Genomic DNA, 26,799 nt, shown 5'->3' on the forward strand with positions numbered 1-26,799 from the left:
ACCACGCGCGCGAGCGCCAGCATCAGTAGCGTGACCGGCGGGGGAACAAGGCCCCGGCCGACGCTGCTGTTTTGGCGTTCCGGCCTCTGAGCCCAAGGCCGGCGGGCGCGGATGGTCCGCGTCGGCTGTGGCAAGACCGCCGGAACCAACCGGCAGGCCGGAAAGACCACTGAAAGGACTTACAACCTGATGTCTATCGCAAACCCGACCCGCGACGATTTCGCGGCAATGCTCGAAAGCTCCCTTGGCGCCGCCCAGTCGTTTGACGGCCGCGTCGTGAAGGGCACGGTCACCGCCATCGACAACGACATGGTGATCGTCGATGTCGGCCTCAAGTCCGAGGGCCGCATCCCGCTCAAGGAATTCGCGCCGCATGGCGAAAAGGCCGACATCAATGTCGGCGACCTCATCGACGTCTATGTCGACCGCATCGAGAACGCCATGGGCGAGGCCATGCTGTCGCGCGATCGCGCGCGCCGTGAAGCCGCCTGGGACAAGCTGGAATCGCTGTATGCCGAGGGCACCCGCGTTGACGGCGTGATCTTCGGTCGCGTCAAGGGCGGTTTCACCGTCGATCTCTCCGGCGCCGTGGCCTTCCTGCCCGGCAGCCAGGTCGACATCCGCCCGATCCGCGACGTCACCCCGCTGATGAACATCCCGCAGCCGTTCCAGATCCTGAAGATGGACCGCCGCCGCGGCAACATCGTCGTTTCCCGCCGCGCCGTGCTGGAAGAGACCCGCGCCGAGCAGCGTTCGGGCCTTATCCAGACCCTGGTCGAGGGTCAGGTCATCGAGGGCGTGGTCAAGAACATCACCGACTACGGTGCGTTCATCGATCTCGGCGGCATCGACGGCCTGCTGCACGTCACCGACATGAGCTACCGCCGCGTCGGCCACCCGTCGGAAGTGCTGAACATCGGCGACACCGTGCGCGTCCAGATCATCCGCATCAACCGCGACACCCAGCGCATCTCGCTGGGCATGAAGCAGCTTGAGTCGGATCCGTGGGAAGGCGCGGGCGCCAAGTATCCGATCGGCGCCAAGTTCTCGGGTCGTGTCACCAACATCACCGACTACGGCGCGTTCGTGGAACTGGAGCCGGGCGTCGAGGGCCTGGTGCACGTTTCCGAGATGAGCTGGGTGAAGAAGAACGTCCACCCGGGCAAGATCGTCTCCACCTCGCAGGAAGTGGAAGTGATGATCCTGGAGGTCGACGAGGACAAGCGCCGTATCTCGCTGGGCCTGAAGCAGTGCGCCGACAATCCGTGGGCCGTGTTCGCCGAGAAGTATCCGGTGGGCGCCACCGTCGAGGGCGAGGTCAAGAACACCACCGAGTTCGGCCTGTTCATCGGTCTCGATGGCGAGGTCGACGGCATGGTCCACATGTCCGACGTTGCCTGGGGCAAGTCTGGCGAGGACGCGCTGGCCGGCTTCCGCCGCGGCGAGATGGTCAAGGCGGTGGTGCTCGATGTCGACATCGAGAAGGAACGCATCAGCCTTGGCATCAAGCAGCTTGACCAGGCCGGTCAGGCGGCGTCCGACAAGCGTCGTGGCGATGTCGTCACCTGCGTCGTCACCGACGTGAAGGACAGCGGCATCGACGTCCAGATCGGCGATGGCGGCCCGATCGCCTTCATCAAGCGTTCGGACCTCAGCCGCGACCGCGACGAACAGCGTCCGGACCGCTTCCAGGTTGGCCAGAAGGTCGATGCCCTGGTGGTTGGTGTCGACCGTCAGACCAAGAAGATGCAGCTGTCCATCAAGGCGCTGGAAATCGCCGAGGAGCAGCAGGCGGTGCAGCAGTACGGCTCGTCCGACTCGGGCGCGTCGCTGGGCGACATCCTGGGTGCGGCGCTCAGCAAGGCCAAGGATCCTCGCTGATACGGCGATATCCAATTGGACAGTCGACGATGAAAGAGGCCCCGCCAACCCTGGCGGGGCCTTTTTTTCATGCAAAATCCTGTCCGGTGGTCGCATCCACCCGTGCAGGCCCTCGCCGGTGCTTGACGGACAAGCCCAAGGTTTGGCACCACTTGGGCGTTGTGTGTGTGGACGCGGCCCGGGTTGAACACGGACGCCGGTCGTTAATTGGCATGGGGGAACCGATGATCAAATCGGAGCTTGTTCAAAAGCTTGCCGACAAGAACCCGGAGTTGCACCACAAGACGGTGGAACGGGTCGTCACCACGGTGTTCAACGAGATCGTCGAGGCGCTGGCACGCGGCCAGCGCGTCGAATTGCGCGGGTTCGGTGCCTTCTCCACCCGTGCCCGCGTCGCCCGCACCGGCCGCAACCCCCGCACCGGCGAGGCCGTGCCGGTGAACGCCAAGCATGTCCCCTATTTCAAGTGCGGCAAGGAACTGCGCGAGCGTCTGAACAAGTAAGGCGTCGCGAAATCGTCACGTCTGGCGTGCCGCTACTGGAAAGCGGCCGGCGGGTCCGCTATCACCCTGATATCGCCATCATGTGGATTCCCGATGCGGATCATTCGTTGGACCATCTCGCTCGTTGTCATTGCCGTGCTCGCCTGGTTCGCCGCGCGCAACTGGACGCCGGTCACCGTCAATCTGGTCCCACCGACCCAGATCGTGCTGCCGCTGCCGCTGCTGGTGTTCGCGCTGCTGATTCTGGGCGCCGTGCCGCCGTCGCTGGCCCACGCGTTCGACAAGTGGCGCTGGCAGCGCCGGGTGCGTAAGGCGGAGGCGGCCACCAGTGCCAAGGCGCTGGAGCTGGCTGAACTGCGCGGTGACCGGGAGCGGCAGATGCCGCTCGATGAGGCAGAGGCGGTTCTGCGGGCCCGCGCCCAGGCGGCCGGCGCGGCGTCCGGCGGGGACATGCCGGTCCAGGCGCGATCGATCGCCCTGCCGCCGGGCGCCTGAGGGCTGCCAGTCCGCCCGGAGTGACCGCTGCCATGACCGTCAACCCGATCTATTGCGCCATCGATACCCCTGACGTGGCCGACGCGCTGGCGCTGGCCCGCCGCATCGCGCCTCACGTGGGCGGTCTCAAGCTGGGGCTGGAGTTCTTCTGCGCCGCGGGGCCCGAGGGCGTCCGCCGCGTCGCCGGCGAGACCGGCCTGCCGCTGTTTCTCGACCTCAAGTTCCACGACATCCCCAACACCGTCGCCGGCGCCGTGCGCTCGGTGATGGGGCTGGCGCCGGCGATTCTCACCGTCCACGCCGGTGGCGGCCCGGCCATGCTGAAGGCGGCGGTTGCCGCCGCCCGCGAGGTCTCGCCCGCCACCCGGGTGGTCGGCGTCACGGTGCTCACCAGCCTGGACGCCGCCGATCTCGCCGCCGTCGGGGTGCCGGCAAGCCCGGCCGACCAGGTGGCGCGGCTGGCCGACCTTGCGCGCGAAACCGGGCTCGACGGCATCGTCTGCTCGCCCCACGAGGTGGCCGGCGTCGCCGCCCGCTGGGCCGGCGGCTACTTCGTCGTCCCCGGCATCCGGCCGGCCGGCAGCGCCACCGGCGACCAGAAGCGGGTGATGTCGCCTGCCGAGGCGCTGGCCGCCGGTGCCGGCGCGCTGGTGATCGGCCGGCCGATCACCGAGGCTGTCGATCCGGCGGCCAGTGCCGCGGCCATCGCCGCCAGCCTGGCATCGGTGCCGTGAGGCCACAGCCATGACGCTCGACGTCAAGATCTGCGGTCTCACAACGCCGGAGACGCTGGAGGCCGCTATCGGTGCCGGCGCCAGCCATGTCGGCTTCGTGGTCTTTCCCAGGAGTCCGCGCCACCTCGATTTCGAGCGCGGCGCGGCGTTGCGGACCCGGGTGCCGGCGCGGGTGGCCAGCGTCGCCCTGCTCGTCGACCCCGACGACACGCTGGTCGACCAGGCGGTGCGGGCGCTGCGGCCGGACATCATCCAGCTGCACGGCCAGGAGACGCCGGACCGCTGCCTTGATGTGCGCCAGCGCTGGAAGGTCGGCGTCTGGAAGGCCCAGGGGGTGCGCACGGCCACTGACGTGCAGACGGCCGGTCGCTATGCCGGCACGGTCGACCTCTTGCTGTTCGACGCCAAACCGCCTACACCCCCGCCGGGCGAAACGGTACTGCCGGGCGGCACCGGCGTGCGCTTCGACTGGCGTCTGCTTGACGGGCTGCGGCTGCCGATGCGCTGGGGTCTGGCGGGCGGTCTCGATGCCGACACCGTCGGCGAGGCGGTCCGGCTGACCCGGCCGGCGCTGGTGGATGTGTCATCGGGCGTCGAGGATGCGCCGGGAGTGAAATCGGTGGCGAGGATCAAGGCCTTCATGGCAGCGGCACGAGCGGGATGACGACAATGCTCAACAGTTACCGGGCCGGACCCGACGAGCGTGGCCATTTCGGCGCCTTCGGCGGCCGCTATGTCGCCGAGACGCTGATGCCGCTGATCCTCGATCTTGAGGCGGCCTATCGCGCCGCCCGGCAGGATCCGGCGTTCCAGGGCGAGTTCGAGGGCCTGCTCAGGCACTTCGTCGGCCGGCCGAGCGCGCTTTACTACGCCGAGCGCCTGACCGAGCATCTGGGCGGCGCCCGGATCTACTTCAAGCGCGAGGATCTCAACCACACCGGCGCGCACAAGATCAACAACTGCATCGGCCAGATCCTGCTGGCTCGCCGCATGGGCAAGACCCGCATCATCGCCGAGACCGGCGCCGGTCAGCACGGCGTGGCCACGGCGACGGTCGCCGCCCGCTTCGGCCTGCCCTGCGTCATCTACATGGGCGCGCGCGACATCGAGCGGCAGGCACCCAACGTGTTCCGCATGAAGCTGCTGGGCGCGGAAGTCCGTCCGGTCACCTCGGGCAGCCAGACGCTCAAGGACGCCATGAACGAGGCGCTGCGCGACTGGGTGACCAATGTGCACGACACCTTCTACATCATCGGCACCGCCGCCGGCCCGCACCCCTACCCCGAGCTGGTGCGCGACTTCCAGTCGGTGATCGGTCGGGAAGCCCGCGAGCAGATTCTCGCCGCCGAGGGCCGGCTGCCGGACAGCCTGGTGGCGGCGGTGGGCGGCGGCTCCAATGCCATCGGTCTGTTCCATCCGTTCCTCGACGATCCGTCGGTGCAGATGTTCGGCGTCGAGGCGGCCGGACACGGGCTCGACACCGAGCAGCACGCGGCGAGTCTCGCCGGGGGTACGCCGGGCGTGCTCCATGGCAACAAGACCTATCTGCTGCAGGACGCCGACGGTCAGATCAGCGAGGCGCACTCCATTTCCGCCGGGCTGGATTACCCCGGCATCGGCCCCGAACACGCCTGGCTGCATTCGGTCGGCCGGGTCAGCTACGTGCCGGCCACCGATCAGGAGGCGGTGTCGGCCTTCCAGCTGTGCACCCGCGTCGAGGGCATCATCCCCGCGCTGGAGTGTGCCCACGCGCTGGCCTACATCATCCGCACGGCGCCCGCCCTGTCGCGCGATCATTTGTGCCTGATGAACCTCAGCGGCCGGGGCGACAAGGACATCGGCACCATTGCCGATCTGCTGGGGGTGAAGCTGTGAGCGACCGTATCGCCGCCCGTTTCACCGCGCTGAAGGAGGAAGGTCGGGCCGGCCTCGTCACCTTCATCACCGCCGGTGACCCCGATCTCGCCACCTCCGCCGCCATCCTCGCGGCCCTGCCCGCCGCCGGGGCGGACATCATCGAGCTGGGCGTGCCGTTCACCGACCCGATGGCCGATGGCCCGGCGATCCAGGAGGCCAACCTGCGGGCGCTGGCCGCCGGCATCAGCCTGCGCAAGATCCTGGGGCTGGTGCGCGACTTCAGGGCGACCGACGACGCCACGCCGATCGTGCTGATGGGCTATTTCAACCCGATCCACGCCTATGGCGTCGACGCCTTCGTGGCCGACGCGCGCGCCGCCGGCGTCGATGGCCTGATCGTTGTCGACGTGCCGCCGGAGGAAGACATCGAGATCGGCGTGCCGGCCCGTGCCGCCGGCCTGCATTTCGTCCGCCTGGCGACGCCGACCACCGATGAGAAGCGGATGCCGGCGGTGGTCAACGCCGCCTCCGGCTTCCTCTACTATGTCTCGGTCGCCGGCATCACCGGCGGCGCGACGGGCGAGGCGACCGCCGTCGGCGCGGCGGTGGAGCGGCTTAAGGCGGCCGGCAACCTGCCGGTGGTGGTTGGCTTCGGCATCAAGACACCCGAACAGGCGGCGGCGACCGCCCGGCTGGCCGACGGCGTGGTGGTGGGCTCCGCCATCGTGTCGCTGATCGGCGAGGCGGCCAGGACCGGCGCCACCGACATTCCGGCGCGGGTGGCGGCGATGGTGTCGGGCCTGGCGGCCGGGGTGCGGTCCGCGCGTTCATCGGAGGTGGCGGCATGAGCTGGTTGACCCGACTGCGGCCGAAACTGAAATTCCCGCGCCGGCGCGACACGCCCGACAATCTCTGGCACAAGTGCCGCAACTGCGGGCAGATGATCTTCCGCAAGGATTTTCTCGCCAACCTGTCGGTGTGCAGCCACTGCGACTTCCACGAGCGCATCGGTCCGGCCGAGCGGTTCGCCCAGCTGTTCGACGGCGGCGCGCATGAGCGCGTGGCCCTGCCGGCGGTGAAGGAAGACCCGCTGCACTTCAAGGACCAGAAGAAATACGTCGACCGCATCCGCGAGGCCCGCGCCTCCACCGGCGCCGACGAGGCGGTGGCGGTGGCCCACGGCCGGGTCGGCGGCGTCGAGACGGTGGTGCTGGTGCAGGACTTCGCCTTCATGGCCGGTTCGATGGGTCTGGCCGTCGGCGAGGCGTTCCTGGCCGCCGCCCGCGAGGCGATCGCCCGCAAATGCCCGATGGTGGCCTTCACCGCCGCCGGCGGCGCGCGGATGCAGGAAGGCATCCTGTCGCTGATGCAGATGCCGCGCACGACGGTCGCCATCGCCGAGCTGCGCGAGGCCCGCCTGCCCTACATCGTCGTGCTGACCGACCCGACCACCGGTGGCGTCACCGCCTCCTACGCCATGCTGGGCGATGTCCAGCTCGCCGAGCCCGGTGCGCTGATCGGCTTCGCCGGCCGCCGCGTCATCGAGCAGACCATCCGCGAGAAGCTGCCCGACGGCTTCCAGCGGTCGGAATATCTCTACGACCACGGCATGCTGGACCAGGTGGTGCCGCGGCGCGAGCTGCGGGCGACGCTGGCCCGGCTGATCGGCCTGCTGATGCTGCCCAAGCCGGCACTGCCGCGCGCGCCGCTGCCGGCACCGCAGGCCTGACCCGGGCCGGGGCTGATGGAAAACCGCGTCGTCGATGCTCTTCTGTCACAGGCGCGGCAGCTCCACCCGCAGGATATCGACCTGTCGCTCGACCGGCTGGCGCGCCTGCTCGACCGGCTCGGCAATCCGCAGGACCGGCTGCCGCCGGTGTTCCACGTCGCCGGCACCAACGGCAAGGGCTCGACCGTCGCCTTCCTGCGCGCCTGTCTGGAGGCCGCCGGCAACCGGGTGCATGTCTACACCTCGCCGCATCTGGTGCGGGTCAACGAGCGCATCCGGCTGGCTGGCAAGCTGATCGACGACGACGCGCTGGTGGCCACCTTGCGCGACGTGCTGCAGGTCAACGCCGGCGCGCCGATCACGGTGTTCGAGATCATCACCGCGGCGGCCTTTCTGGCCTTCTCCCGGGTGCCGGCGGATGCCTGCGTGCTGGAGGTTGGCATGGGTGGCCGGCTGGACGCCACCAATGTCGTCAAGCAGCCCGCCGCCTGCGGCATTGCCCAACTCGGCCTCGACCACACCCAGTTCCTCGGCAGCACCATCCTCGACATCGCCGGCGAGAAGGCCGGCATCGCCAAGGCCGGGGTGCCACTGGTGCTGTCGCGCTATCCGCGCACGGTGACCGCGCGCATCGGTGAGGTCGCCGGCGTCGTCGGTGCCCGGCTGCTGCTGCGCGGCCAGGACTGGGACGCGACGCTCTACAACAACGCGCTGCATTACAAGGACGATGCCGGCAAGCTGGAACTGCCGGCGCCCCGGCTGATCGGCGCCCATCAGATCGACAACGCCGGGCTCGCCATCGCCATGCTGCGCCACCAGGGCGCGGTGCCGGTGCCCGATGCTGCCTTCCGCGCCGGCATGGGCTGGGCGGAGTGGCCGGCACGGCTGCAACGTCTGAGCAGCGGCGCGCTGCATGAGCTGCTGCCGGCCGGCGCCGAGCTGTGGCTCGATGGCGGCCACAATCCGCTGGCCGGCCGGGTGCTTGCGGATCGTTTTCGTGCCCACAACCTCGCCGAACGGCCCTTCTATCTGGTGCTCGGCCTGCTGACGACCAAGGACGCGGCGGGCTTCCTGCGCCCCTTCGCCGGCCGGGCGACGGCGCTGTACGCGGTGCCGATCCCCGGTCATGACAGCCATTCGCCCACGACGCTGGCCGGTCTGGCGGAAGCGATCGCGGTGCCCGGTCGCACGGCGGACTCGGTCGCCGCCGCACTGAAGGCGATCGCCCGTGGTGCCGACCGCCAGCGGCCGCCGGTGGTGCTGGTGTGCGGTTCGCTCTATCTTGCCGGCACGGTGCTTGAAGAGTCGGGGTTGCTGCCCAGCTGAGCCAGCGCCTTGGCGAGTTCGGTGATCACCACCAGCCCCGCCGCCATCGCCAGCACCGTCAGCCACAGATCGCCGGCCACCGGCCCGGATCCCAGTGTGCTCCCCACCCACGGCAGATACTGGCTAGCCACCTGCAGGCCGAGGCCGGCCGCCACCGCCAGCAGCAGCACCGGATTGCCCAGCGGCGACCGCAGGAAAGCCGGCGCGCGCTCCGAGCGCACGGTGAGCACGATGGCGTTCTCGAACAGTACCATCAGCAGCAGCACCACGTTGCGGGCGGCCTCCACCTCGGCGCCGTCCGCCAGCAGCCGTTGATAGAGCCAGATCGCCGTCACCATCATGTACAGTGACACCGGCAGCATCACCGCCAGCATCCGGCGGTCGAGCAGGGACTCGGCGCTGGTGCGCGGCGGCCGGCGCAGGGTGTCGCGTTCGCCGCGCTCGAAGGCCAGCCCGATGTCCTGCACGCCGTTGGTCACCAGATTCAGCCACAGCAGCTGCACCGCTGTGAGCGGTGGCGGCAGCCCCAGCGCCAGCGCCGCGACAAAGAGCAGGATCTCGGCGAGTCCGGTCGTCAGCAGCATCAGCACGATCTTGCGGATGTTATCATAGACCACCCGCCCTTCCTCGACGCCATGAACGATGGAGGCGAAGTTGTCGTCGGTGAGCAGCAGGTCGGCGGCCTCGCGGGCGACGTCGGTGCCGCCAGCACCCATCGCCACGCCGATGTCGGCGGCCGTCAGCGCCGGCGCGTCGTTGACGCCGTCGCCGGTCACCGCCACCCAGTGGCCGGCGCGCTGCATCGCCTGGACGATGGCCAGCTTCTGCGCCGGCTCGACGCGGGCGAAGATGGCGCTGCGGGCCACCCGCGCGTCGAACGCCGCCGGATCGTCGGCCAGCCGCGCCAGTTCAGCACCGGTCACCACCGCGTCCGGCGCGACGGCAAGCCCGATGGCGCGGCCGATGGCCAGCGCGGTGGCCGGGTGGTCGCCGGTCACCATGGTGACGCCGATGCCAGCGGCCCGGCAGTCGGCGATGGCCGCCGGCACTTCGGGGCGCACCGGGTCGATCAGGCCGACGAAGCCCAGCAGGGAGAGATCGTGCAAGGCGCTGGCGATACCGTCGGCGGGGGGCGTATCCAGCGTGCGCCCTGCCACCGCCAGCACCCGGTAGCCCGCCGCCGCGAACGTCTCCGCCAGCCCATGGGCCGGGTGGTCGGCACCCGCGCCGCACATCGGCAGTACGGTTTCCGCCGCGCCCTTGACCAGCAGGCGCGGGATGCCGGCCTGCGACACCACCACCGCGCCCGAACGGCGCGCCGGCTCATAGGGCAGCAGGTCTACCAGTGCCGCCGCCCCGCGCAGGGCGGTCACGTCGAGGGCGGCACCGTCGGCGAGCGCCAGCAGGGCGGCGTCCACCGCATCGTCGCCGTCGCCCTCGGCCTCGTTGCACAATACCAGGGCCTCCATCAGGTCGGCGACCACCGGTGTCGCCAGCGTCGCGGCATCGAGGGCGGCACGATCCAGCGCGCGACCGTCAGGCAGCACCAGCCGTTCAGCGGCCAGCCGGTTGACGGTGAGCGTGCCGGTCTTGTCGGTGGCGATCATCGAGCAGGCGCCCAGCCCCTCCACCGCCGGCAGGGCGCGGACGATGACGTGGCGCCCGGCCATGCGGCGGGCGGCGATCGACAGCGCCACGGTGATGGCCACCGGAAGGCCCTCGGGGATCGCCGACACCGCGAGCGCCACGGCGAGGAAGAAGATGTCGGCCGCGCCCATGCCGCGGGCGTATTGCAGCAGCCCCAGCAGGATGATGATGGCGACGGTCGCCACGGCCAGCCAGCGGCTGAACCGCTCCAGCCGCACCAGCAGCGGTGGCGGCACCGGCGGGACATCCGCCAGCGACAGGGCGATCTGTCCCAGCGCGGTACCGCCGCCGGTCGCCACCACCACGCCCTCGGCCCGACCCTGCGCCACGGTGGTGCCGGCGTGCAGCAGGGTGGCGCGCTCCGCCAGCATGGCATGGTCAGCGACGACGGCGCGGGCGTCCTTGACGACGGCGCCGGACTCGCCGGTCAGCGCCGCTTCATTGACGGTGAGGTCGATGGCACTGAGCAGGCGGATGTCGGCCGGCACCCGCTGGCCGGCGGTCAGCAGCACGATATCGCCGGCCACCAGCTGGTCCGCCGGCACATCGGCCAGCCGCCCGTCGCGGCGGACCCGGGCGGCAAGCCGGATCATCCGCTGCAAGGCGGCGGCGCTGTCGCCGGCCTGCCACTCCTGAAAGGCGCCGATGCCGGCGTTCAGGCTGAGCACCACGAGGATGAAGCCCGCGTCGGTCCAGTCGCCGAGCAGGATCGACACTCCGGCGGCGGCCAGCAGCAGGTAGATCAGCGGGCTGAGGAACTGGCGGCCGAACAGCCGGACAAGGCCCGGCGGCGGTTTGTGCGGCAGCCGGTTGGCGCCATCACGCGCCAGCCGGGCTTGCGCCTCGGCGGTGCTCAGGCCACCGGGGCTACTGTCGAGGCGTGCCAGACAGGCCTCGGGCGCCAGCCGGTGCCAGCACCCGGGGACATCGGTCATTCGGCGTCGTTGGCGCCGACCTCGTAGCGCTCGGAATAGCGTCGGGTGATACGCTCGACGGGCAGCAGAATGAATACGTCGACGGTGTTGAACTGGTGGTCGACGAAAGCGCCATCACCGATCAGGCAGCCCAGCCGCAGATAGCCCTTGATCAGCGGCGGCAGCGCCCGCAGCCCGTCCTTGGGATCATAGCTGCCGGGCGCCAGCCGGTCCATCGGCACATAATGGTTGGGCAGCGCCCGCACCCGCAGATCCTCCGGTACCAGATGGTGGTGGTGGAGGTAGGACAGCGGCAGCGCATGCTCGGCCGGGTCGGTGCCGTGCAGCGAGGCGCAGCCGAACATGTAGCCGATGCGGTTGGTGTGCAGGTAGGAGGCGATGCCGCGCCACAGCAGGTTGATGGTGGTGTTGTTGCGGTAGGCGGCGGCGACGCAGGAACGGCCCAGTTCCAGCAGCTGCCGCCCCTCGCCGATGCGGTTCTGGAAGGTCATGCCGAGCAGCGGCGACAGATCATATTCAGCGCTGGAATAGAAGCCGCGGTGCTGCTGGGCCACCACCTGGCGCAGCAGCCGATAGGTGCCCACCACATGCGGCTTGCCGTCGAGGCCGTGGTCGATCACCAGCAGGTGGTCACAGATGCTGTCGTAGTCGTCGATGTCGCGTCGGGCCGCCCGTACCGGCAATGTCGGCGTCGCCCCCATTTCCTCGTAGAAAATCTGGTAGCGCAGCGCCTGGGCGGCGGCGATTTCCTCCTCCGAGGTGGCGAGCCGGACGTCGAGCTGGCCGGCCTTGTGGATGTAGGGGGCGGCAGCCAGCGTAGCGGCGGCCACGGCGGTCGATCCAATGGTCTGATAGGGCATGGGACCTCTTGCGGCTTTGTGCCGGTCATCACCGCGGACCTGTCGCGGGCGGTCGGCACTTCCTAAGAACGCGTTAATCCCGGATTGTGACAATTGTGTCAAACCTGCGGCGACAAATGCAACGTTTCTGTCGCCCGGTGTGTTGTCAGGGTGACGAGGCGCGGTCAGCAGGGGGCGCCGACGTTGCCGTGAACCCGCGCCGCCACAGCAGCCACAGCAGCAGCAGACCCGGCAGCGCGACGATCGTGGTCAGCACATAGAAGCCGACCCAGCCGAACATCTCGGCGAGATAACCGGACGGTGTCGACAGCCAGGTGCGCCCGACCGCCGCCAGCGACGACAGCAGGGCGAACTGGGTGGCGGTATAGGCGACGTTGGCCAGCCCCGACAGATAGGTGACGAACACGGTCAACCCGAGCCCGGAGGTGAAGTTCTCGATGCCCACCGACAGGCCCAGCATCAGCGGATCGTGGCCCACCATGGCCAGCGCGGCGAAGCCGAGGTTGGAGACCATCATCAGCACCCCGGAGACGAACAGTGCCCGCCCGAGCCCCAGCAGGTTGACGAACGGGGCGGCGGCGGCGGCGCCGGCGATCAGCGCCCAGAAGCCCACCAGTTTGTTGGCCTCGATATATTCGATGTCACTGAAGCCCAGCTCGACGATCAGCGGGTTCTGCATCACCTGGCCCATGGCGTCGCCGAGTTTGTAGATCAGCACGAACAGCAGGATCAGGCTGGCGCCGGTCCAGCCGTTGCGGCGGAAGAACTCGGCGAACGGGCCGATCAGGGTCGTTCGCAGCCAGGCGCCCAGCCGGGCGGTCAGCGGACGGGCATCCGCCGGAGTCATGCCGTCATCCCGGCTGGCGCCCTGGTGCGCGGTGGTGCCGGCCCACAGCGCGGCCAGCGCGCCCGGCACTACCAGCAACGCCGTGACGGCGTAGGCGAGCGCCCAGCCCAGTCCGGCGGCCGTGGCCAGATAGACGGTGCCGGCGCCGGCCAGCAGGTTGCCGGTACGATAGCCGAACTGGTTGAGCGCGGTGCCATGGGGCAGCTGTTCGGGCGGCAGGATCTCGATGCGGTAGGCATCGATGACGATGTCCTGGGTCGCCGACAGGAAGGCGACGATGATCGCCCACAGGGCGAAGGCGCCGAGGTCCGTCACCGGATCGCTGAAGCCGAGCTTGACGATGGCGCCGGCAAGCAGCAGCTGCACCAGCAGCAGCCAGGCCCGTCGCTGGCCCAGCAGTGGCGTGAGCAGTGGCAACCGGATACGGTCGATCAGCGGTGACCACAGGAACTTCAGCGTGTAGGGCGTGGTCAGGCCGACCGCGAAGCCGATGGTCTTCTTGTCGATGCCGACCTTGCTCAGCCAGTAGGTCATGGTGGCGATCAGCAGGGTCAGCGGGAAGCCGCTGGAGATGCCGAGCAGGAAGGCGGCCAGCGGCCGGGGACGAAAATAAAGACCGATGGCGTGCAGGACGGACGGCCTGGCGGCGGGCGCTGAAGCGGGCTCTGACATGGCCGCATCCTAGCGAGGTCCGGGCGGTTGGGAAGGGGCTTGCACGCCGGCCGCATCGGCGCGAAGCTCGGGCGCAACAAGAACAAGGGGGATGGGTGATGGAGATGCCCGTCGCAAGGGTGCCCACGCCGGGTCAGCTGGCGCTGGCGCGGGCCATTCCACAGATGGCCGGCCGCGAGGCCCGCGTGCAGTCAAGCCTGCCGGCGGCGGTCTATCTCGACCCCGAGCGGTTCGCCCGCGAGCAGGCGCGGCTGTTCCGACGGCTGCCGGTGGCGGTGGCGCCCGGCGCGCTGCTGCCCGAGCCCGGCATGGCGGTGACCCACGACGGCTATGGTATGCCGCTGCTGCTGACCCGCGACGCGCGCGGGCAGGCGCGCGCCTTCCTCAACGTCTGCCGCCATCGCGGCACCCGGCTGGTGGAAACCGACGCGCCGACGCGCGCGCCCCGGCTGGTGTGCCCCTATCACGCCTGGACCTACGGGCTGGACGGCCGGCTGGTCGGCCTGCCGCGCCCCGAGACCTTCCCCGACCTCGACAAGGGCGCCCACGGATTGACGCCGCTGGCCTGCGCCGAGCGCGGCGGCGTGCTGTGGGTCGGCCTCGATACCGCGGCGGACTACGACTTCAATGGCGATCTCACCGCGCTGGCGGCGGACTTCGACGCCCTGGGGCTGGGCCGGCTCCACCTCTACAAGCGCCGCCGCCATGACGTCGCCGCCAACTGGAAGCTGATCATGGACGCCTTCCTGGAGGCTTATCATGTCGCCCGCCTGCATCAGGCGACCATTGGCCCCTTCTTCGCCGACGGGGTGACGGTGTCGGACCGCATCGGCCCGCACTTCCGCAACGCCGTCGGCCGGATCGACTTCGTCCGCTCCGCCGACTTCGATGACTTCGCGGCACTGCGCCAGGTGGTCACCTACGCCTACAGCCTGCTGCCGGCGGCGGTGCTGATCGCCAGCCCCGACTACATCAACCTGATGGTGCTGATGCCCCAGGCGGTGGACCGCACGCTGGTGGAGGATTTCATGCTGATCCCCGAGCCGCCGGCCGATGCCGGGGCCGAGGATCACTGGCGGCGCTCCTTCGAGCTGCTCGATGGCGGGGTGTTCGCGGCGGAGGATTTCCGCGCCGCCACCTTGTGCCAGCAGGGCCTGTCGGCGGGTTCGCTGCGGCATGTGGTGCTGGGCGGCATGGAACAGGGCATCGCGGACTTTCACGCCACCGTGAACCGCTATCTGGAGGATTGACCGCCCCCCCGGCGGGTCCGGGGGTCGCCCAAATGTCACTTGCGCCGGCGCGGCAATCATGAGCTAAGGTCGCCGCCATCATTCGTGGAGGCTCCCATGCAGGTTGGCAAGGACTGGATCGTGACGCTGGACTACCGGGTCAGCGACGAGGAAGGCGCGGTGGTGGACGATGGTGCCCAGCCGCTGGTCTATCTCCATGGCGCCGAGGACGGGCTGTTCCCCAGGCTGCAGGCCGCCCTTGAGGGCAAGGCCGTCGGTGACGCCGTGCAGGTGGTGCTGGCGCCGGAGGATGCCTTCGGCCCCTATGACCAGGGTCTGGTGAAAGTGGAACGGCGCGGCGTGTTCGACGCCGATCTGGAACTCGGCGCCATGTTCGAGGCGACATCGGAAAGCGCGCCGGGGGTGTCGGTGGTCTATGCCGTGGTCGACATCGACGACGAGCGGGTGGTGCTGGATGCAAACCATCCGCTGGCCGGCCTGACGCTGACCTTCGACGCCACGGTGCGGGGCCTGCGCCCGGCCACCGCCGAGGAAATCGCTGGCGGTGACGCCCAGGCGGACTGACCGCCCGCGACCACCGAACACCGGTAACGGCCGCCGGCCCTGGCGCCGTCAGTTGACGGCGTCGCGCGGGCGGTAGCTCAGCGCCTCGGCGACATGCACCCGCCCCACCGTCTCGGCGCCGGCGAGGTCGGCCAGCGTGCGCGCCACCCGCAGCACCCGATGATAGCCGCGCGCCGACAGCCGCATCCGGCCGGCCGCCTCGGTGAGTAGCGCCCGCCCGGCGGCGTCCGGCGTCGCCACCGCCTCCAGCACCGCGCCATCGGCCTCGGCGTTGGTGCGCGCGTCGGTGCCGACGTAGCGCTCCCGCTGCAGCGCCCGCACGGCGCCGACGCGGGCGGCCACCTCGGCCGAGCCTTCCGCCGGTGGCGGCAGACTGAGGTCGGCGGCGCTGACCGCCGGCACCTCCACATGCAGGTCGATGCGGTCGAGCAGCGGGCCGGAGACCCGCGCCTGATAGTCGGCGGCACAGCGCGGCGCGCGTGAACAGGCCCGGCCGGGGTCGCCCAGGTGGCCGCAGCGGCACGGGTTCATGGCGGCGACCAGCTGGACCCGGGCCGGATAGCTGACATGGGCGTTGGCGCGGGCGACGACGATGCGCCCGGTCTCCAGCGGCTGGCGCAGCGAATCCAGCACAGGGCGCTGGAATTCCGGCAGCTCGTCGAGGAACAGCACGCCCAGATGCGCCAGGCTGACCTCGCCGGGGCGCGCCTTGAGCCCGCCGCCGGTCAGCGCCGCCATCGACGCCGAATGGTGCGGCGCCCGGAACGGCCGCGCGCGGATGATCCGGCCATCGGTGAGTTCGCCGGCGACCGAGGCCACCATCGACACCTCCAGCGCTTCCTCCGGCGCCAGTTCGGGCAGGATACCGGGCAGGCAGGCCGCCAGCAGCGACTTGCCGGAGCCCGGCGGGCCGCTCATCAGCAGGTTGTGGCCACCGGCGGCCGCCACCTCCAGCGCCCGCTTGGCGGTCTCCTGCCCCTTGACCTCGCGCAGGTCGGGCCCGGTGCGCACCGGCGCTGCTTCCGCCGGTACCGGAGCGGTCAGTTGCTGCTGACCCTTGAAGTGGTTGATCAGCGTCAGCAGGTCGGGTGCCGCCAGCACCTCGATGCGCCCGGCCCACGCCGCCTCGCTGCCCTGGGCGGCTGGGCAGACCAGCCCGAGGTCGTGCGCCGAGGCGGCCAGCGCCGCCAGCAGCACGCCGGGCACCGGCGCCACCCGGCCATCGAGCCCCAGCTCGCCCACCACCAGATAGCCGGCCAGCTGCTCGGCATCGACGATGCCCATGGCGGCGAGCAGCCCGAGCGCGATGGCGAGGTCGTAGTGCGAGCCTTCCTTGGGCAGGTCGGCCGGCGACAGGTTGACGATGATCCGCTTGGGCGGCAACGCCAGCCCGATCGCCGACAGCGCGGCGCGTACCCGCTCGCGGCTTTCGTTGACCGCCTTGTCCGGCAGGCCGACGACGGCGAAGGAGACGATGCCGGGCGCGATCTGCACCTGCACGTCCACCGGCCGGGCGTCCAGCCCGAGGAACGCCACCGTCGTGACATGTGCCACCATGCGCGCCTTGTCCCCCCAGCCGCCGCGTCGAGCGTTCGCGCCAGCATCGTTGAATGGGCGAACCGATACAATCTAGGGAAGAATGACGCGATACAGAAGGGGGGAATGGCGTGCGGGTGGCTTATTCCTTCTCGAACACCAGCCGGTAGGCCAGGCCCGCGACCAGCGCGCCGGCCAGCGGTGCCACCCAGAACAGCCAGAGCTGATCCAGCGCCCAGTCGCCGACCAGCACGGCAGGTCCGGTGCTGCGGGCCGGATTGACCGAGGTGTTGGTGACCGGGATCGAGATCAGGTGGATCAGCGTCAGCGCCAGCCCAATGGGGATCGGCGCGAAACCCGCCGGCGCCCGCCGGTCGGTGGCGCCCAGAATGACGATGAGGAACATGAAGGTCATCACCAGCTCGCTCACCAGGCCGGCTTGCAGCGAATAGCCGCCGGGCGAATGGTCGCCGTAACCGTTGGCGGCCAGCCCGTCGGCCAGCGAGAAGCCGGCCTTGCCGGAGGCGATGAGATAGAGGATGGCGGCGCCGGCGATGCCGCCGGCCACCTGGGCGACGATATAGGGGATGACCGAGGTCGCCGGGAACCGCCCGCCACTCCACAGGCCGACGGTGACCGCCGGGTTGAGGTGACACCCCGAGATCGGTCCGATGGCATAGGCCATGGTCAGAACCGTCAGGCCGAACGCCAGCGAGACGCCCAGCAGACCGATGCCGACGCCGGGAAACGCTGCCGCCAGCACGGCGCTGCCGCAGCCGCCCAGCACCAGCCAGAAAGTACCGATGAACTCAGCCGCCAGTGGTTTAGCCAGCATGTCGTGCTCCTTTCGCGCCGCATGAGACGACCGAGCATGGCATCATCTGACCGGAGCGCAACCCTGAAGCGGCCGGGCGTTTCCGCTTCCCATTCATGTTGCAGTTGCTAACATCGGGGTCTGTCCGGCAGCCGGGGGGCTCAATGTCCATTCTTACCGCGCTTCACCACGTCACCCGCTATCTCTACGACCGACCGGTGGCGCTGGGGCCTCAGCTGATCCGGCTGCGGCCGGCGCCGCACTGCCGCACCCGGGTGCCGAGTTACGCGCTGAAGGTGGTGCCGGAAAACCATTTCGTGAACTGGCAGCAGGACCCGCACGGCAACTGGCTGGCCCGCTTCGTGTTTCCGGAAAAGACCACCGAGTTCAGCATCGAGGTCGACCTGCTGGCCGACATGGCGGTGGTCAACCCGTTCGACTTTTTCATCGAGGAGTATGCCGAGGCCTTCCCCTTCGACTATGCGCCGGAGCTGAAGGCCGATCTTGCCCCCTATCTCGAACCGGCGACACCGCTGACGCCGAAACTGGAAGCCTATCTCGCCAGCCTGGAGCGCGCGGCGCCCAGCACCGTCAACTTCCTGGTCGCGCTGAACCAGCGGCTGCAGCAGGACATCCGCTACGTCATCCGCATGGAGCATGGCGTGCAGGCGCCGGAGGAGACGCTGAGCCTGGCTTCCGGCTCGTGCCGCGATTCCGCCTGGCTGCTGGTGGAGCTGCTGCGCCGGCTGGGGCTCGCCGCCCGCTTCGTCTCCGGCTACCTGATCCAGCTGAAGCCCGATCTCAAGGCGCTCGACGGCCCGGCCGGCACCGACCACGACTTCACCGACCTGCACGCCTGGACCGAGGTCTATCTGCCCGGCGCCGGCTGGATCGGGCTCGATCCCACCTCCGGCCTGATGTGCGGCGAGGGCCATCTGCCGCTGGCGGCGACGCCGCACTACCGTTCCGCCGCGCCGATCAGCGGCATGGTCGACAGTGCCCAGGTGGATTTCCATTTCGAGATGCGGGTCGCCCGCATCGCCGAGAAGCCGCGCGTCACCGCGCCGTTCTCCGACGAGGCGTGGGCGGCGCTCGACGCGCTGGGCCGTCAGGTCGACGCCGATCTGGTCCGTCATGACGTCAGACTGACCATGGGCGGCGAGCCGACGTTCGTCTCCATCGACGACTATCAGGCGCCGGAGTGGAATACCGCTGCCGTCGGCCCGACCAAGCGGGCGCTGGCGGACGATCTGATCCGCCGCCTGCGCGCCCGTTTCGCGCCGGGCGGCTTCCTGCATTACGGCCAGGGCAAGTGGTACCCGGGCGAATCCCTGCCACGCTGGACCTTCTCGCTGTACTGGCGGCGCGACGGCAAGCCGGTCTGGCGCAACCCCGAACTGGTGGCCCGCGAGGTGCCGGCGGCGCCCGCCGACGCGGCGGCGGCCGAGGCCTTCACCGCCGAGCTCGCCGACCGGCTGGGCGTCGGCGCCGGCCATGTGCTGCCGGCCTATGAAGACCCGGCCCACTGGATCCTCAAGGAAGGCGGGCTGCCGGAGAATGTCTCGCCCGACGATTCCCGCCTCGCCGACCCGGAGGAGCGGGCGCGGATGGCGCGGGTGTTCGGGCGCGGGCTGAGCACCCCGGCCGGTTTCGTGCTGCCGATCCAGCGGTGGAACGCGCAGGGCCGGGGGCGCTGGGTGAGCGAGAAATGGTCGTTCCGCCGTGGTCCGCTGCTGCTGGTGCCCAGCGACTCGCCGGTGGGCTACCGCTTGCCGTTGGGCGCGCTGCCGTGGCTGTCGCCCACCGCCTATCCCTATGTGGTCCCCGCCGACCCCAGCGAGACGCGGCCCGACCTGCCGGACCCCGATGCGCTCGCCCAGGCCTACCGCCGCACCCGCGCGGCCGGCGCCACCGGCCCGGCGGGCGCCGAGGCCGCCACCATCGTCGAGCAGCAGCTCGGCGGCGGGGCGGTGCGCACCGCCCTGGCGGTGGAGCCGCGCGACGGCAAGCTGTGCGTGTTCATGCCGCCGGTCGAGCGGCTGGAGGATTATCTCGACCTGCTGGCCGCGGTCGAGGAGACGGCCGCCGCGCTGGGCCTGCCGGTGCATATCGAGGGCTACCAGCCGCCGCACGACCCGCGCCTCAACGTCATCCGGGTGGCGCCGGACCCCGGCGTCATCGAGGTCAACATCCACCCGGCCCACAGCTGGGACGAGTGCGTCGCCATCACCACCTGGCTCTACGAGGAGGCCCGCCTGACCCGGCTGGGCACCGACAAGTTCATGATCGACGGCCGCCATTGCGGCACCGGCGGTGGCAATCATGTGGTGGTGGGCGGCGCCAGCCCGAACGACAGCCCGTTCCTGCGCCGGCCCGACCTGCTGAAGAGCCTGGTGCTCTACTGGCAGCGCCATCCCGCCCTGTCCTACCTGTTTTCCGGCCTGTTCATCGGCCCCACCAGCCAGGCGCCGCGCATCGACGAGGCCCGCCACGACAGCCTCTACGAGCTGGAGATCGCGCTGGCCCGCGTGCCGGCACCGGGCGAGGGCGCGCCGCCGCGCCCGTGGCTGGTCGACCGGCTGCTGCGCAACCTGCTGGTGGATGTCTCCGGCAACACCCACCGGGCGGAAATCTGCATCGACAAGCTGTTCTCGCCCGACGGGCCGACCGGCCGGCTGGGGCTGGTGGAGTTCCGCGGCTTCGAGATGCCGCCCGACGCCCGGATGAGTCTGGCCCAGCAGCTGCTGGTGCGCGCACTGATCGCCTGGTTCTGGCGGGAGCCGCGCAAGGGCGGCTTCACCCGTTGGGGCACCGCGCTCGCCGACCGCTTCATGCTGCCGCATTTCGTCTGGGAAGACCTGCTGGGCGTACTCGCCGACCTCGCCGGGGCCGGCTACCCGCTCGATCCCGAATGGTTCCGCGCCCAGTGGGAGTTCCGCTTCCCCTTCTATGGCCGGGTCGAGCACGGCGGCGTGGCGCTGGAGCTGCGCCAGGCGCTGGAGCCGTGGCATGTGCTGGGGGAGGAAGGCGCCATCGGCGGCACCGTGCGCTATGTCGACTCCTCGGTCGAGCGGTTGCAGGTCAAGGTCGCCGGCTTCAACCCGGATCGTCACCTCCTCACCTGCAACGGCCGGCGGGTGCCGCTCACCGCCACCGGGCGGACGGGCGACTATGTGGCGGGCGTGCGCTTCAAGGCCTGGCAGCCGGCCAGCGGCCTGCATCCGACCATCCCGGTGCATGCACCGCTGACGTGCGACATTGTCGATGGCTGGAGCCGCCGGTCGCTGGGCGGCTGCGTCTACCACGTCGCCCATCCCGGTGGCCGCAACTACGAGACCTTCCCGGTCAACGCCTATGAAGCCGAGGCACGCCGGCTCGCCCGCTTCCAGGACCACGGCCACACGCCGGGCTTCATCACCCTGCCGCCGGAGGAGCGCGTTAACGAATTTCCGTTAACCTTGGACCTCCGGCGACCAGTCGAGTAAGCAAAGTGTCATGAACGGGCCCATGGCGACGCGGCGGGACACGCGCAAGGTTAAGCAGCCGGGCGGCGAACAGCCGGATCTGGCGCCGCTGCTGGCGGCCTATCGCCCGCTGCCTGGTGTCGCCGACGAGATGATGGACGCGCAAGGCGCCATCCGCCCGCACTGGCGGCCGCTGCTGGAAGCGCTGGCGGCCATGGGTGGCGTCCAGGTGGCCGCCCGCTTCGAGCGCGCTGATCGCTACCTCAAGGAGTCCGGCGTCTATTACCGCGTCTATGACGAGGCGGGCGGTGGCGAGCGGCTGTGGCCGCTGAGCCATGTGCCGCTGGTCATCGAGCCCGGCGAGTGGGCGGCGCTGGAGCGCGGGCTGATCCAGCGCGCCGCGCTGCTGGAAACCGTGCTCGCCGACATCTACGGCGAGGGCCGGCTGGTGCGCGAGGGCGCGCTGCCGGCGGCGGTGGTGGCGGGCAGCCCTGAATATCTGCGGCCGCTGGTCGGCGTGCCGCCGCGCGGCGACGCCCACCTGTGGCTCTACGCCGCCGACATCGGTCGCGGGCCGGACGGCCGCTTCTGGGTGCTGTCGGACCGCACCCAGGCGCCGTCGGGCGCCGGCTACGTGCTGGAGAACCGGCTGGCGCTGGCGCGTGCGCTGCCGGATGTGGTGCGGGATTTCTCGGTCACCCGGCTGGCGCCGTTTTTCGATGCCATGCGCGGCGCGCTGACCGCCTTCAATCGCCGCGAGGATACCCGCGTCGGCCTGCTGACGCCGGGACCGCTCAACGAAACCTACTTCGAGCACGCCTACCTTGCCCGCTATCTCGGTTTCCTGCTGGTGGAGGCGGAGGATCTGGTGGTGCGCGACGACGAGGTGTTCGTGCGCACCGTCTCCGGCCTCAAGCGGGTGGACGTGCTGCTGCGCCGGCTGGATGCCGACTATGCCGACCCGCTGGAACTCAACGCCGCCTCGCGCATCGGCGTGCCGGGGCTGGTGCGGGCGGTGCGTGCCGGGCGCGTCGCCATCGCCAACGCGCTGGGCTCCGGCGTGCTGGAATCGCGGGCGATGCTGAGCTTCCTGCCGGCGTTGGCGCGCCGGGTGCTGGGCGATGAGCTGCTGCTGCCCAACGTCGCCACCTGGTGGTGTGGTCAGCCGCGCGAGCGGGCGCTGGTCGAGGAGCGCCTCGACGACATGGTGATCGCGTCGGCCTTCGGCACCCCGGTGCCGGGGCTGATCGACCGCGCCGCCATTCTCGGCCGCGATCTCGACGCCACCGCCCGGCGGCGGCTGGCCGCGGTGCTGGACCGTCGCGGCGTCGATCTGGTCGGTCAGGAATCGGCGGAACTCACCACCACGCCGGCGTGGATCAACGGCCGGCTGGAGCCGCGGCCGTTCATCCTGCGCTGCTTTGTCGCCCGCACGGCCGACGGCTGGAAGGTGATGCCCGGCGCCTTCTGCCGGGTCTCCGACCAGGCGGACGCCCACGCGGTCAGCATGCAGCACGGCGGCCGCTCGGCCGACGTCTGGGTGACCGCGCAGGCCCCGGCCCAGCCCGCGACGCTGCTGCCATCGCCCGACCAGGTGCCGATCCGCCGCAATGTCGGCATGCTGACCAGTCGGGCGGCGGACAATTTCTTCTGGCTTGGCCGCTATCTCGAACGCGCCGAGGCAACACTGCGGCTGGTGCGGGCACTGGCGGGCCGACTGACCGAAGAAGGCCGCCGCGACGGCGTGGTGATCGACCGGCTGGCCGACCTGCTGCGGGTGTGGGGCGCGGCCCCGCCGCCGGTCGCCGCCACCCCCGGCGAGGCGCCGGCGGGGCCGGCCGACTCGGCCATCGGCGCACTGACATCGGACGCCTGCGACAGCAGCGTGCCGGCCATCGTCGCCCAGGCGCTGCGCACCGCCTCGGTGATCCGCGACCGTCTGTTCCCCGACGCCTGGCGGGCGCTTGACGATCTGAAGGATCTGATGACCCGCTGGGCGGTGGTCACCAACGAGGTCGATGCCTATGAGGTGGCGACCCGGGCGCTGCGTATCCTGGCGGCGCTGTCCGGCTTCGCGCAGGAAAACATGAACCGCCTCAATACCTGGCGGTTCCTGGAGATCGGCCGCCGGCTGGAACGCGCGCTGGCGATCTGCCGCTTCACCCGCCGCTTCGCGCTCGACGACACCCGCGCCGATACGCTGGAGGCGCTGCTGGAGCTGATGGACTGTCAGACCACCTACCGCAGCCGCTATGTGCTGGGCGTCACGCTGGCGCCGGTGCTCGATCTGGCGCTGATCGACGAGACCAACCCGCGCTCGGTCGCCTTCCAGCTCGCCCGCATCGCCGAGCACCTCGCCGCCCTGCCGGGCGCCGCGCCCGGCGAGCCGATGGACCCCACCGCGCGCATCGCCCAACGGCTGCTCACCGACCTGCGCACCCTGGAGCCCTGCGATTTCGCCCTGCCGCAGGTGCTGGCCATCGAGCAGCAGCTGATGCGTCTGTCGGACGCGCTGTCGCGGCTCTATTTCACCCCGCGCCACATGGTCGCCGACCTCAGCGAGCAGCTGGCATGAAGTACGATCTCAAGCAGCGCACGCTTTATGACTATGGCGCCGGTGTCGCGCTGTCGCAGCACGTGCTGCGGCTACTGCCGGTGGATCGGCCGGGCCAGGTGGTGGAAGCCGCCAGCCTGCGCATCGCGCCGCCACCCGGTGAGCAGGCGGAAAGCCGCGACTTCTTCGGCAATGCGGTGCATGCCATCGGCTTCGATGCCCCGCATGACCGGCTCGATGTCGTCACCACCGCGCGCGTCGAGGTAACGCGGGCCGATCCGCCGATCGCCGACCTGACGCCGGCGTGGGAAGTGGTGCGGGCGTCCGCCGCCGCCTCGGCCGATCTCGGCCCTATGTCGCCGGTGCATGGGCTCTACCCCAGCCGCGCGGTGCCGCTGGTGCCGGCGATCACCGATTATGCGGCGACGAGCTTTCCACCGGGCCGGCCGGTGCTCGCCGGTGCCGTCGAACTGGCCCGGCGCATCAAGGCCGATTTCACCTACGAGCCAGGCGCCACCGACGTCAGCACGCCGCCGGCCGAGGCGTTCTCGCTGCGGCGTGGCGTCTGTCAGGACTTCGCCCATATTGTCATCGCCGGCCTGCGCGGGCTCGGCCTGCCGGTGCTCTACGTCAGCGGCTATCTGCGCACCCTGCCGCCGCCGGGCCGGCAGCGGCTGGAAGGCGCCGACGCCACCCACGCCTGGGTGTCGGTCTGGTGCGGGCCGGAGGTCGGCTGGATCGGCATCGATCCCACCAACGCGATTCCCGCCGGCACCGACCATGTCGAGCTGGCGATCGGCCGGGACTATGTCGATGTGGCGCCGATGCAGGGCGTCATCCTGGCCGCCGGCGCCCACCGGCTGACGGTCGCGGTGGACGTGGTGCCGGTGGCTGGCGCCGCCTGAACTGCCGTCCGGTCCGTCCCGGCGCGCAGATGACGTTCTTGAACGGCGGTCAGGCGCTCATCAAGGTCTAGAAATACCACTGCAGCTTCAGTTGCAGGAAGTCGTCGTCCCGCAGGATGCGCAGCGGGTCGTTGACGGCGACGCTGGTGAAGAAGCGGCCATCAAGACTGATGCGCCAGCTGCTGCCGAGCCGCCGGCTGGCCTCGACGTTGAAGGCCTTGGAGCTGTTTTCGAGATCGAACACCGCACCCATCAGCAGTTCGGTCGACGCGATGTCGTTGCCGGCGAAGCGCAGGCCGACGAACAGGTCGTTGTCGAACGGTGAGGTGCCGCTCTTGCCGCGCTCATCGTAGAGATATTCCGCCAGCAGGCCGAGATCGGCGCCACCCCTGGTGACGCCATAGAGCGTGTACTCGAAGCCGGCGGCAAACGCGGCGTAGTCGCGCACCGGGTTCCACTGGTGGATGCCCTCGAATTTCAGCAGCCAGGCCCCGAAGGTCGCCTGGAGGTCGATGCCGGTCTGGTCGATCAGCTGGTAATAGGGGATCAGCACCGGTGTGCCGGTGGCGGACAGGCCTGGCAGCAACAGTGGTTCGCGACCGGTGCCGGAGAAGTGCGACAGCCCGAGGTCGATCGGGCCGGCCTTCAGCGACCATCGCGCCGCCCAGTCGAGATGGTGGTCGTCGTGGCGCGACTCGTACCGGGTCTGCGCGCGGTCCACCAGCAGCATGCCGTTGGGCCGGTCGAGCCGCTTGGGGTAACGGCGCTCGCGGAAATAGGGCATCACATAGGCGCTGAAGGTGCCGAGCTTCGCGGTGGTCAGCGCGCCCGCCACCATCGGCTGGCCGAGATAATCCTCGCCGTCGATGTCTTCCAGCGCGTCGATCTGGTTGAGCACGTTGACCAGGTGCACGGCCTCCGTCACGCCCCAGAACTTGCGGTCGACGCCGGCGGTCAGTTCCAGCGGGCCGAACACGCCCACCCACTTGGCCTCGCGCACGTCGGCGTGGGTCCGGGCGTCGGTGGCGGTATCCAGGCGGCCGAAGCCGGTCAGGCGCAGCTGCTGGTCGCCGTTGGCCCACACGACGCCAAGGCTGGGCTCGGCGGCAACGGCGCCATAGAGCCGGCGCGACACGCCGTCGTCGGAGCGTTGCGTAAACCAGCGCCCCTCGCCCTCGACGAAGCCGGACAGCGTCACCCCGCCGCGCCGGGCGGCATCCGGGCGTGGCGGCGGATTGGCGAGGTCGACCGGCAGGCCGGGTGCGGCGGCCGACGCCATGAACACGTCGGCAAACGCATCGGCGCTGGCGTCACCCGCCGAGGCCATCACCACCGCCGGGGCGCCGGCGGCGGGAACGACACCGGCGACATGGCGGACCGAATCATCGGTCAGCGCCCGGGGGGTCAGGCGCGCCGGGGCAGGGCCACCGGCCGCCGGCGCCAGCGCGGCCAGCGCCTGGGCCAGGTCGTCGACACTGGGGGCGGCGCGCATCCGCACCCGGGCGATGGCCTGGGTCGCCGACGGCCTGGCGCGTGCCGGCAGCGCCTGATCAGCGGCCTGTGTCGCGGTAAGCGGGCCGTAGGCCACCGGCGTCACCGGCGTGCGCGCGATCACGCCGGCGGGGGTCGGACGCATGACGGAAGCCACGGCCGGCCGGGACGCCGCGACGGCGGCGGTCTGACCGGCCGGCAGGAAGTCGAACACCACGCGGGTCGGCAGGCTGCCCGCTGCCGGCAGCGTGAACTGCCGTGACAGGCGGGCGCCACCGTTGAACGACAGCGTGAGTTGGGTAGCCTCGGCGGACGTGTCGGTCACCGTGGCGGCCAGGGCGGGCAGTATGCGGCCGAGCTGGCCGAGCTGATGCCGGGCCCGCGGGCTGAGCGGCGCATCGACGTTGACACCCCAGGCGCCGTTGCCCAGTGGCGTCAACTGCACGGTGCGGTGGCCGGCAAGATCGAGCACCACGCGCTGGTAGGCGCCATGCTGGCCGGCCCGCACCTGCTGCACCTGGGATGTCGCCACCGCGGCGACGGCGGCAATCGAGGCAGCGGGGGTCGGCGCGGCGATGCCGACGGCGAGCGAGGGAGTGGCCATGAGGCCGGTCAGCAGACCGGCGGTCACGGCAAGGGTGCACACGCGCATGTTCGTTGGCCCTGAGTCGCGTTGCGGGAGCCCTATCATGGCCCGCGGTGTGTTGCCGGTCGGTAAAGCGGTATCATTCATCA

20 protein-coding genes are annotated in these 26,799 nt (G+C 70.4%); 14 read left to right on the forward strand and 6 right to left on the reverse strand.

The window, feature by feature from the left end:
• Positions 1-186 precede the first annotated feature (186 nt).
• From rpsA to ABU113_RS08800, 9 genes are all read left to right on the forward strand, one after another.
• Positions 187-1,881 carry a 30S ribosomal protein S1 gene (gene rpsA, locus ABU113_RS08760; protein ID WP_454559190.1) on the forward strand — a complete coding sequence of 565 codons (1,695 nt, stop codon included), beginning with the start codon at positions 187-189 and terminating at the stop codon, positions 1,879-1,881.
• Between the two features lie 224 nt (positions 1,882-2,105).
• Complete coding sequence (gene ihfB, locus ABU113_RS08765) at positions 2,106-2,384, forward strand: integration host factor subunit beta (protein ID WP_454559131.1); 279 nt, start codon at positions 2,106-2,108, stop codon at positions 2,382-2,384.
• A 93-nt stretch (positions 2,385-2,477) separates the two neighbouring features.
• Complete coding sequence (locus ABU113_RS08770) at positions 2,478-2,879, forward strand: hypothetical protein (RefSeq protein ID WP_454559132.1); 402 nt, start codon at positions 2,478-2,480, stop codon at positions 2,877-2,879.
• Positions 2,880-2,911: 32 nt separating this feature from the next.
• Positions 2,912-3,613: an orotidine-5'-phosphate decarboxylase gene (gene pyrF / locus ABU113_RS08775; protein ID WP_454559191.1), complete on the forward strand. Its 702-nt coding sequence runs from the start codon at positions 2,912-2,914 to the stop codon at positions 3,611-3,613.
• A 10-nt stretch (positions 3,614-3,623) separates the two neighbouring features.
• Positions 3,624-4,277 (forward strand): phosphoribosylanthranilate isomerase, encoded by a 654-nt coding sequence (locus tag ABU113_RS08780; protein WP_454559133.1) that lies wholly within the window; start codon positions 3,624-3,626, stop codon positions 4,275-4,277.
• Entirely contained in the window at positions 4,274-5,488 is a 1,215-nt protein-coding gene (gene trpB / locus ABU113_RS08785; RefSeq protein WP_454559134.1) for a tryptophan synthase subunit beta, read from the forward strand. Before ABU113_RS08780 ends, trpB begins: the two co-directional genes overlap by 4 nt.
• Positions 5,485-6,318, forward strand: coding sequence for a tryptophan synthase subunit alpha (trpA, locus tag ABU113_RS08790; RefSeq protein WP_454559135.1), 834 nt, complete (start codon positions 5,485-5,487; stop codon positions 6,316-6,318). The genes trpB and trpA overlap by 4 nt, the downstream gene beginning before the upstream one ends.
• A complete protein-coding gene (gene accD / locus ABU113_RS08795; RefSeq protein WP_454559136.1) occupies positions 6,315-7,199 on the forward strand; it encodes an acetyl-CoA carboxylase, carboxyltransferase subunit beta in 885 nt (294 codons plus the stop codon). The genes trpA and accD overlap by 4 nt, the downstream gene beginning before the upstream one ends.
• 15 nt (positions 7,200-7,214) lie before the next feature.
• Positions 7,215-8,525: a bifunctional folylpolyglutamate synthase/dihydrofolate synthase gene (locus ABU113_RS08800; protein ID WP_454559137.1), complete on the forward strand. Its 1,311-nt coding sequence runs from the start codon at positions 7,215-7,217 to the stop codon at positions 8,523-8,525.
• On the opposite strand, the gene ABU113_RS08805 is transcribed toward ABU113_RS08800, so the two are convergent.
• The 3 genes from ABU113_RS08805 to ABU113_RS08815 form a co-directional block, all read right to left on the reverse strand.
• Positions 8,477-11,107 carry a cation-translocating P-type ATPase gene (locus ABU113_RS08805; RefSeq protein WP_454559138.1) on the reverse strand — a complete coding sequence of 877 codons (2,631 nt, stop codon included), beginning with the start codon at positions 11,105-11,107 and terminating at the stop codon, positions 8,477-8,479. The genes ABU113_RS08800 and ABU113_RS08805 overlap by 49 nt on opposite strands.
• The gene (locus ABU113_RS08810; protein WP_454559139.1) at positions 11,104-11,967 is read right to left on the reverse strand and encodes a GNAT family N-acetyltransferase; all 864 of its coding nucleotides are present in this window, start codon (positions 11,965-11,967) and stop codon (positions 11,104-11,106) included. Before ABU113_RS08810 ends, ABU113_RS08805 begins: the two co-directional genes overlap by 4 nt.
• A gap of 145 nt (positions 11,968-12,112) precedes the next feature.
• Positions 12,113-13,486, reverse strand: a complete 1,374-nt coding sequence (locus ABU113_RS08815; protein WP_454559140.1) for an AmpG family muropeptide MFS transporter — start codon at positions 13,484-13,486, stop codon at positions 12,113-12,115.
• A gap of 98 nt (positions 13,487-13,584) precedes the next feature.
• Here ABU113_RS08815 and ABU113_RS08820 point away from each other — a divergent pair, with 98 nt between their 5' ends.
• Together ABU113_RS08820 and ABU113_RS08825 are read left to right on the forward strand one after the other, a co-directional pair.
• Positions 13,585-14,736, forward strand: coding sequence for an aromatic ring-hydroxylating oxygenase subunit alpha (locus ABU113_RS08820; protein ID WP_454559141.1), 1,152 nt, complete (start codon positions 13,585-13,587; stop codon positions 14,734-14,736).
• A gap of 96 nt (positions 14,737-14,832) precedes the next feature.
• Entirely contained in the window at positions 14,833-15,300 is a 468-nt protein-coding gene (locus tag ABU113_RS08825; protein WP_454559142.1) for an FKBP-type peptidyl-prolyl cis-trans isomerase, read from the forward strand.
• Positions 15,301-15,348: 48 nt separating this feature from the next.
• Here ABU113_RS08825 and ABU113_RS08830 read toward each other — a convergent pair whose 3' ends face one another.
• Together ABU113_RS08830 and aqpZ are read right to left on the reverse strand one after the other, a co-directional pair.
• Entirely contained in the window at positions 15,349-16,857 is a 1,509-nt protein-coding gene (locus ABU113_RS08830; protein WP_454559143.1) for a YifB family Mg chelatase-like AAA ATPase, read from the reverse strand.
• Positions 16,858-16,978: 121 nt separating this feature from the next.
• A complete protein-coding gene (gene aqpZ / locus ABU113_RS08835) occupies positions 16,979-17,671 on the reverse strand; it encodes an aquaporin Z (protein ID WP_454559144.1) in 693 nt (230 codons plus the stop codon).
• Positions 17,672-17,814: 143 nt separating this feature from the next.
• Between aqpZ and ABU113_RS08840 the strand changes: the two genes are divergently transcribed.
• Genes ABU113_RS08840 through ABU113_RS08850 form a run of 3 tightly spaced genes read left to right on the forward strand, consistent with a single transcriptional unit; the run spans position 17,815 to position 24,573 of the window.
• Positions 17,815-21,135, forward strand: a complete 3,321-nt coding sequence (locus ABU113_RS08840; protein ID WP_454559145.1) for a transglutaminase family protein — start codon at positions 17,815-17,817, stop codon at positions 21,133-21,135.
• A gap of 22 nt (positions 21,136-21,157) precedes the next feature.
• A complete protein-coding gene (locus tag ABU113_RS08845) occupies positions 21,158-23,689 on the forward strand; it encodes a circularly permuted type 2 ATP-grasp protein (protein WP_454559146.1) in 2,532 nt (843 codons plus the stop codon).
• Positions 23,686-24,573, forward strand: a complete 888-nt coding sequence (locus ABU113_RS08850) for a transglutaminase family protein (RefSeq protein WP_454559147.1) — start codon at positions 23,686-23,688, stop codon at positions 24,571-24,573. Before ABU113_RS08845 ends, ABU113_RS08850 begins: the two co-directional genes overlap by 4 nt.
• Positions 24,574-24,640: 67 nt before the next feature.
• Here ABU113_RS08850 and ABU113_RS08855 read toward each other — a convergent pair whose 3' ends face one another.
• Positions 24,641-26,716 carry a hypothetical protein gene (locus tag ABU113_RS08855; protein ID WP_454559148.1) on the reverse strand — a complete coding sequence of 692 codons (2,076 nt, stop codon included), beginning with the start codon at positions 26,714-26,716 and terminating at the stop codon, positions 24,641-24,643.
• Positions 26,717-26,799 lie beyond the last annotated feature (83 nt).

Origin of the sequence: Parapedomonas caeni (assembly GCF_041060555.1) — a bacterium.
GTDB lineage: Bacteria > Pseudomonadota > Alphaproteobacteria > Sphingomonadales > Sphingomonadaceae > CAUJIW01.

Bases quoted from the DNA above. Each gene is read 5' to 3' on its own strand.
- pyrF (WP_454559191.1), top strand. From the start codon at position 2,912: ATGACCGTCAACCCGATCTATTGCGCCATCGATACCCCTGACGTGGCC.
- ABU113_RS08780 (WP_454559133.1), top strand. From the start codon at position 3,624: ATGACGCTCGACGTCAAGATCTGCGGTCTCACAACGCCGGAGACGCTG.
- ABU113_RS08850 (WP_454559147.1), top strand. From the start codon at position 23,686: ATGAAGTACGATCTCAAGCAGCGCACGCTTTATGACTATGGCGCCGGT.
- ABU113_RS08800 (WP_454559137.1), top strand. From the start codon at position 7,215: ATGGAAAACCGCGTCGTCGATGCTCTTCTGTCACAGGCGCGGCAGCTC.
- aqpZ (WP_454559144.1), bottom strand. From the start codon at position 17,671: ATGCTGGCTAAACCACTGGCGGCTGAGTTCATCGGTACTTTCTGGCTG.
- ABU113_RS08810 (WP_454559139.1), bottom strand. From the start codon at position 11,967: ATGCCCTATCAGACCATTGGATCGACCGCCGTGGCCGCCGCTACGCTG.
- ABU113_RS08770 (WP_454559132.1), top strand. From the start codon at position 2,478: ATGCGGATCATTCGTTGGACCATCTCGCTCGTTGTCATTGCCGTGCTC.
- ABU113_RS08820 (WP_454559141.1), top strand. From the start codon at position 13,585: ATGGAGATGCCCGTCGCAAGGGTGCCCACGCCGGGTCAGCTGGCGCTG.
- accD (WP_454559136.1), top strand. From the start codon at position 6,315: ATGAGCTGGTTGACCCGACTGCGGCCGAAACTGAAATTCCCGCGCCGG.
- ABU113_RS08840 (WP_454559145.1), top strand. From the start codon at position 17,815: ATGTCCATTCTTACCGCGCTTCACCACGTCACCCGCTATCTCTACGAC.
- ihfB (WP_454559131.1), top strand. From the start codon at position 2,106: ATGATCAAATCGGAGCTTGTTCAAAAGCTTGCCGACAAGAACCCGGAG.
- ABU113_RS08805 (WP_454559138.1), bottom strand. From the start codon at position 11,107: ATGACCGATGTCCCCGGGTGCTGGCACCGGCTGGCGCCCGAGGCCTGT.
- ABU113_RS08830 (WP_454559143.1), bottom strand. From the start codon at position 16,857: ATGGTGGCACATGTCACGACGGTGGCGTTCCTCGGGCTGGACGCCCGG.
- trpB (WP_454559134.1), top strand. From the start codon at position 4,274: ATGACGACAATGCTCAACAGTTACCGGGCCGGACCCGACGAGCGTGGC.
- ABU113_RS08825 (WP_454559142.1), top strand. From the start codon at position 14,833: ATGCAGGTTGGCAAGGACTGGATCGTGACGCTGGACTACCGGGTCAGC.
- ABU113_RS08815 (WP_454559140.1), bottom strand. From the start codon at position 13,486: ATGTCAGAGCCCGCTTCAGCGCCCGCCGCCAGGCCGTCCGTCCTGCAC.
- ABU113_RS08855 (WP_454559148.1), bottom strand. From the start codon at position 26,716: ATGCGCGTGTGCACCCTTGCCGTGACCGCCGGTCTGCTGACCGGCCTC.
- ABU113_RS08845 (WP_454559146.1), top strand. From the start codon at position 21,158: ATGGCGACGCGGCGGGACACGCGCAAGGTTAAGCAGCCGGGCGGCGAA.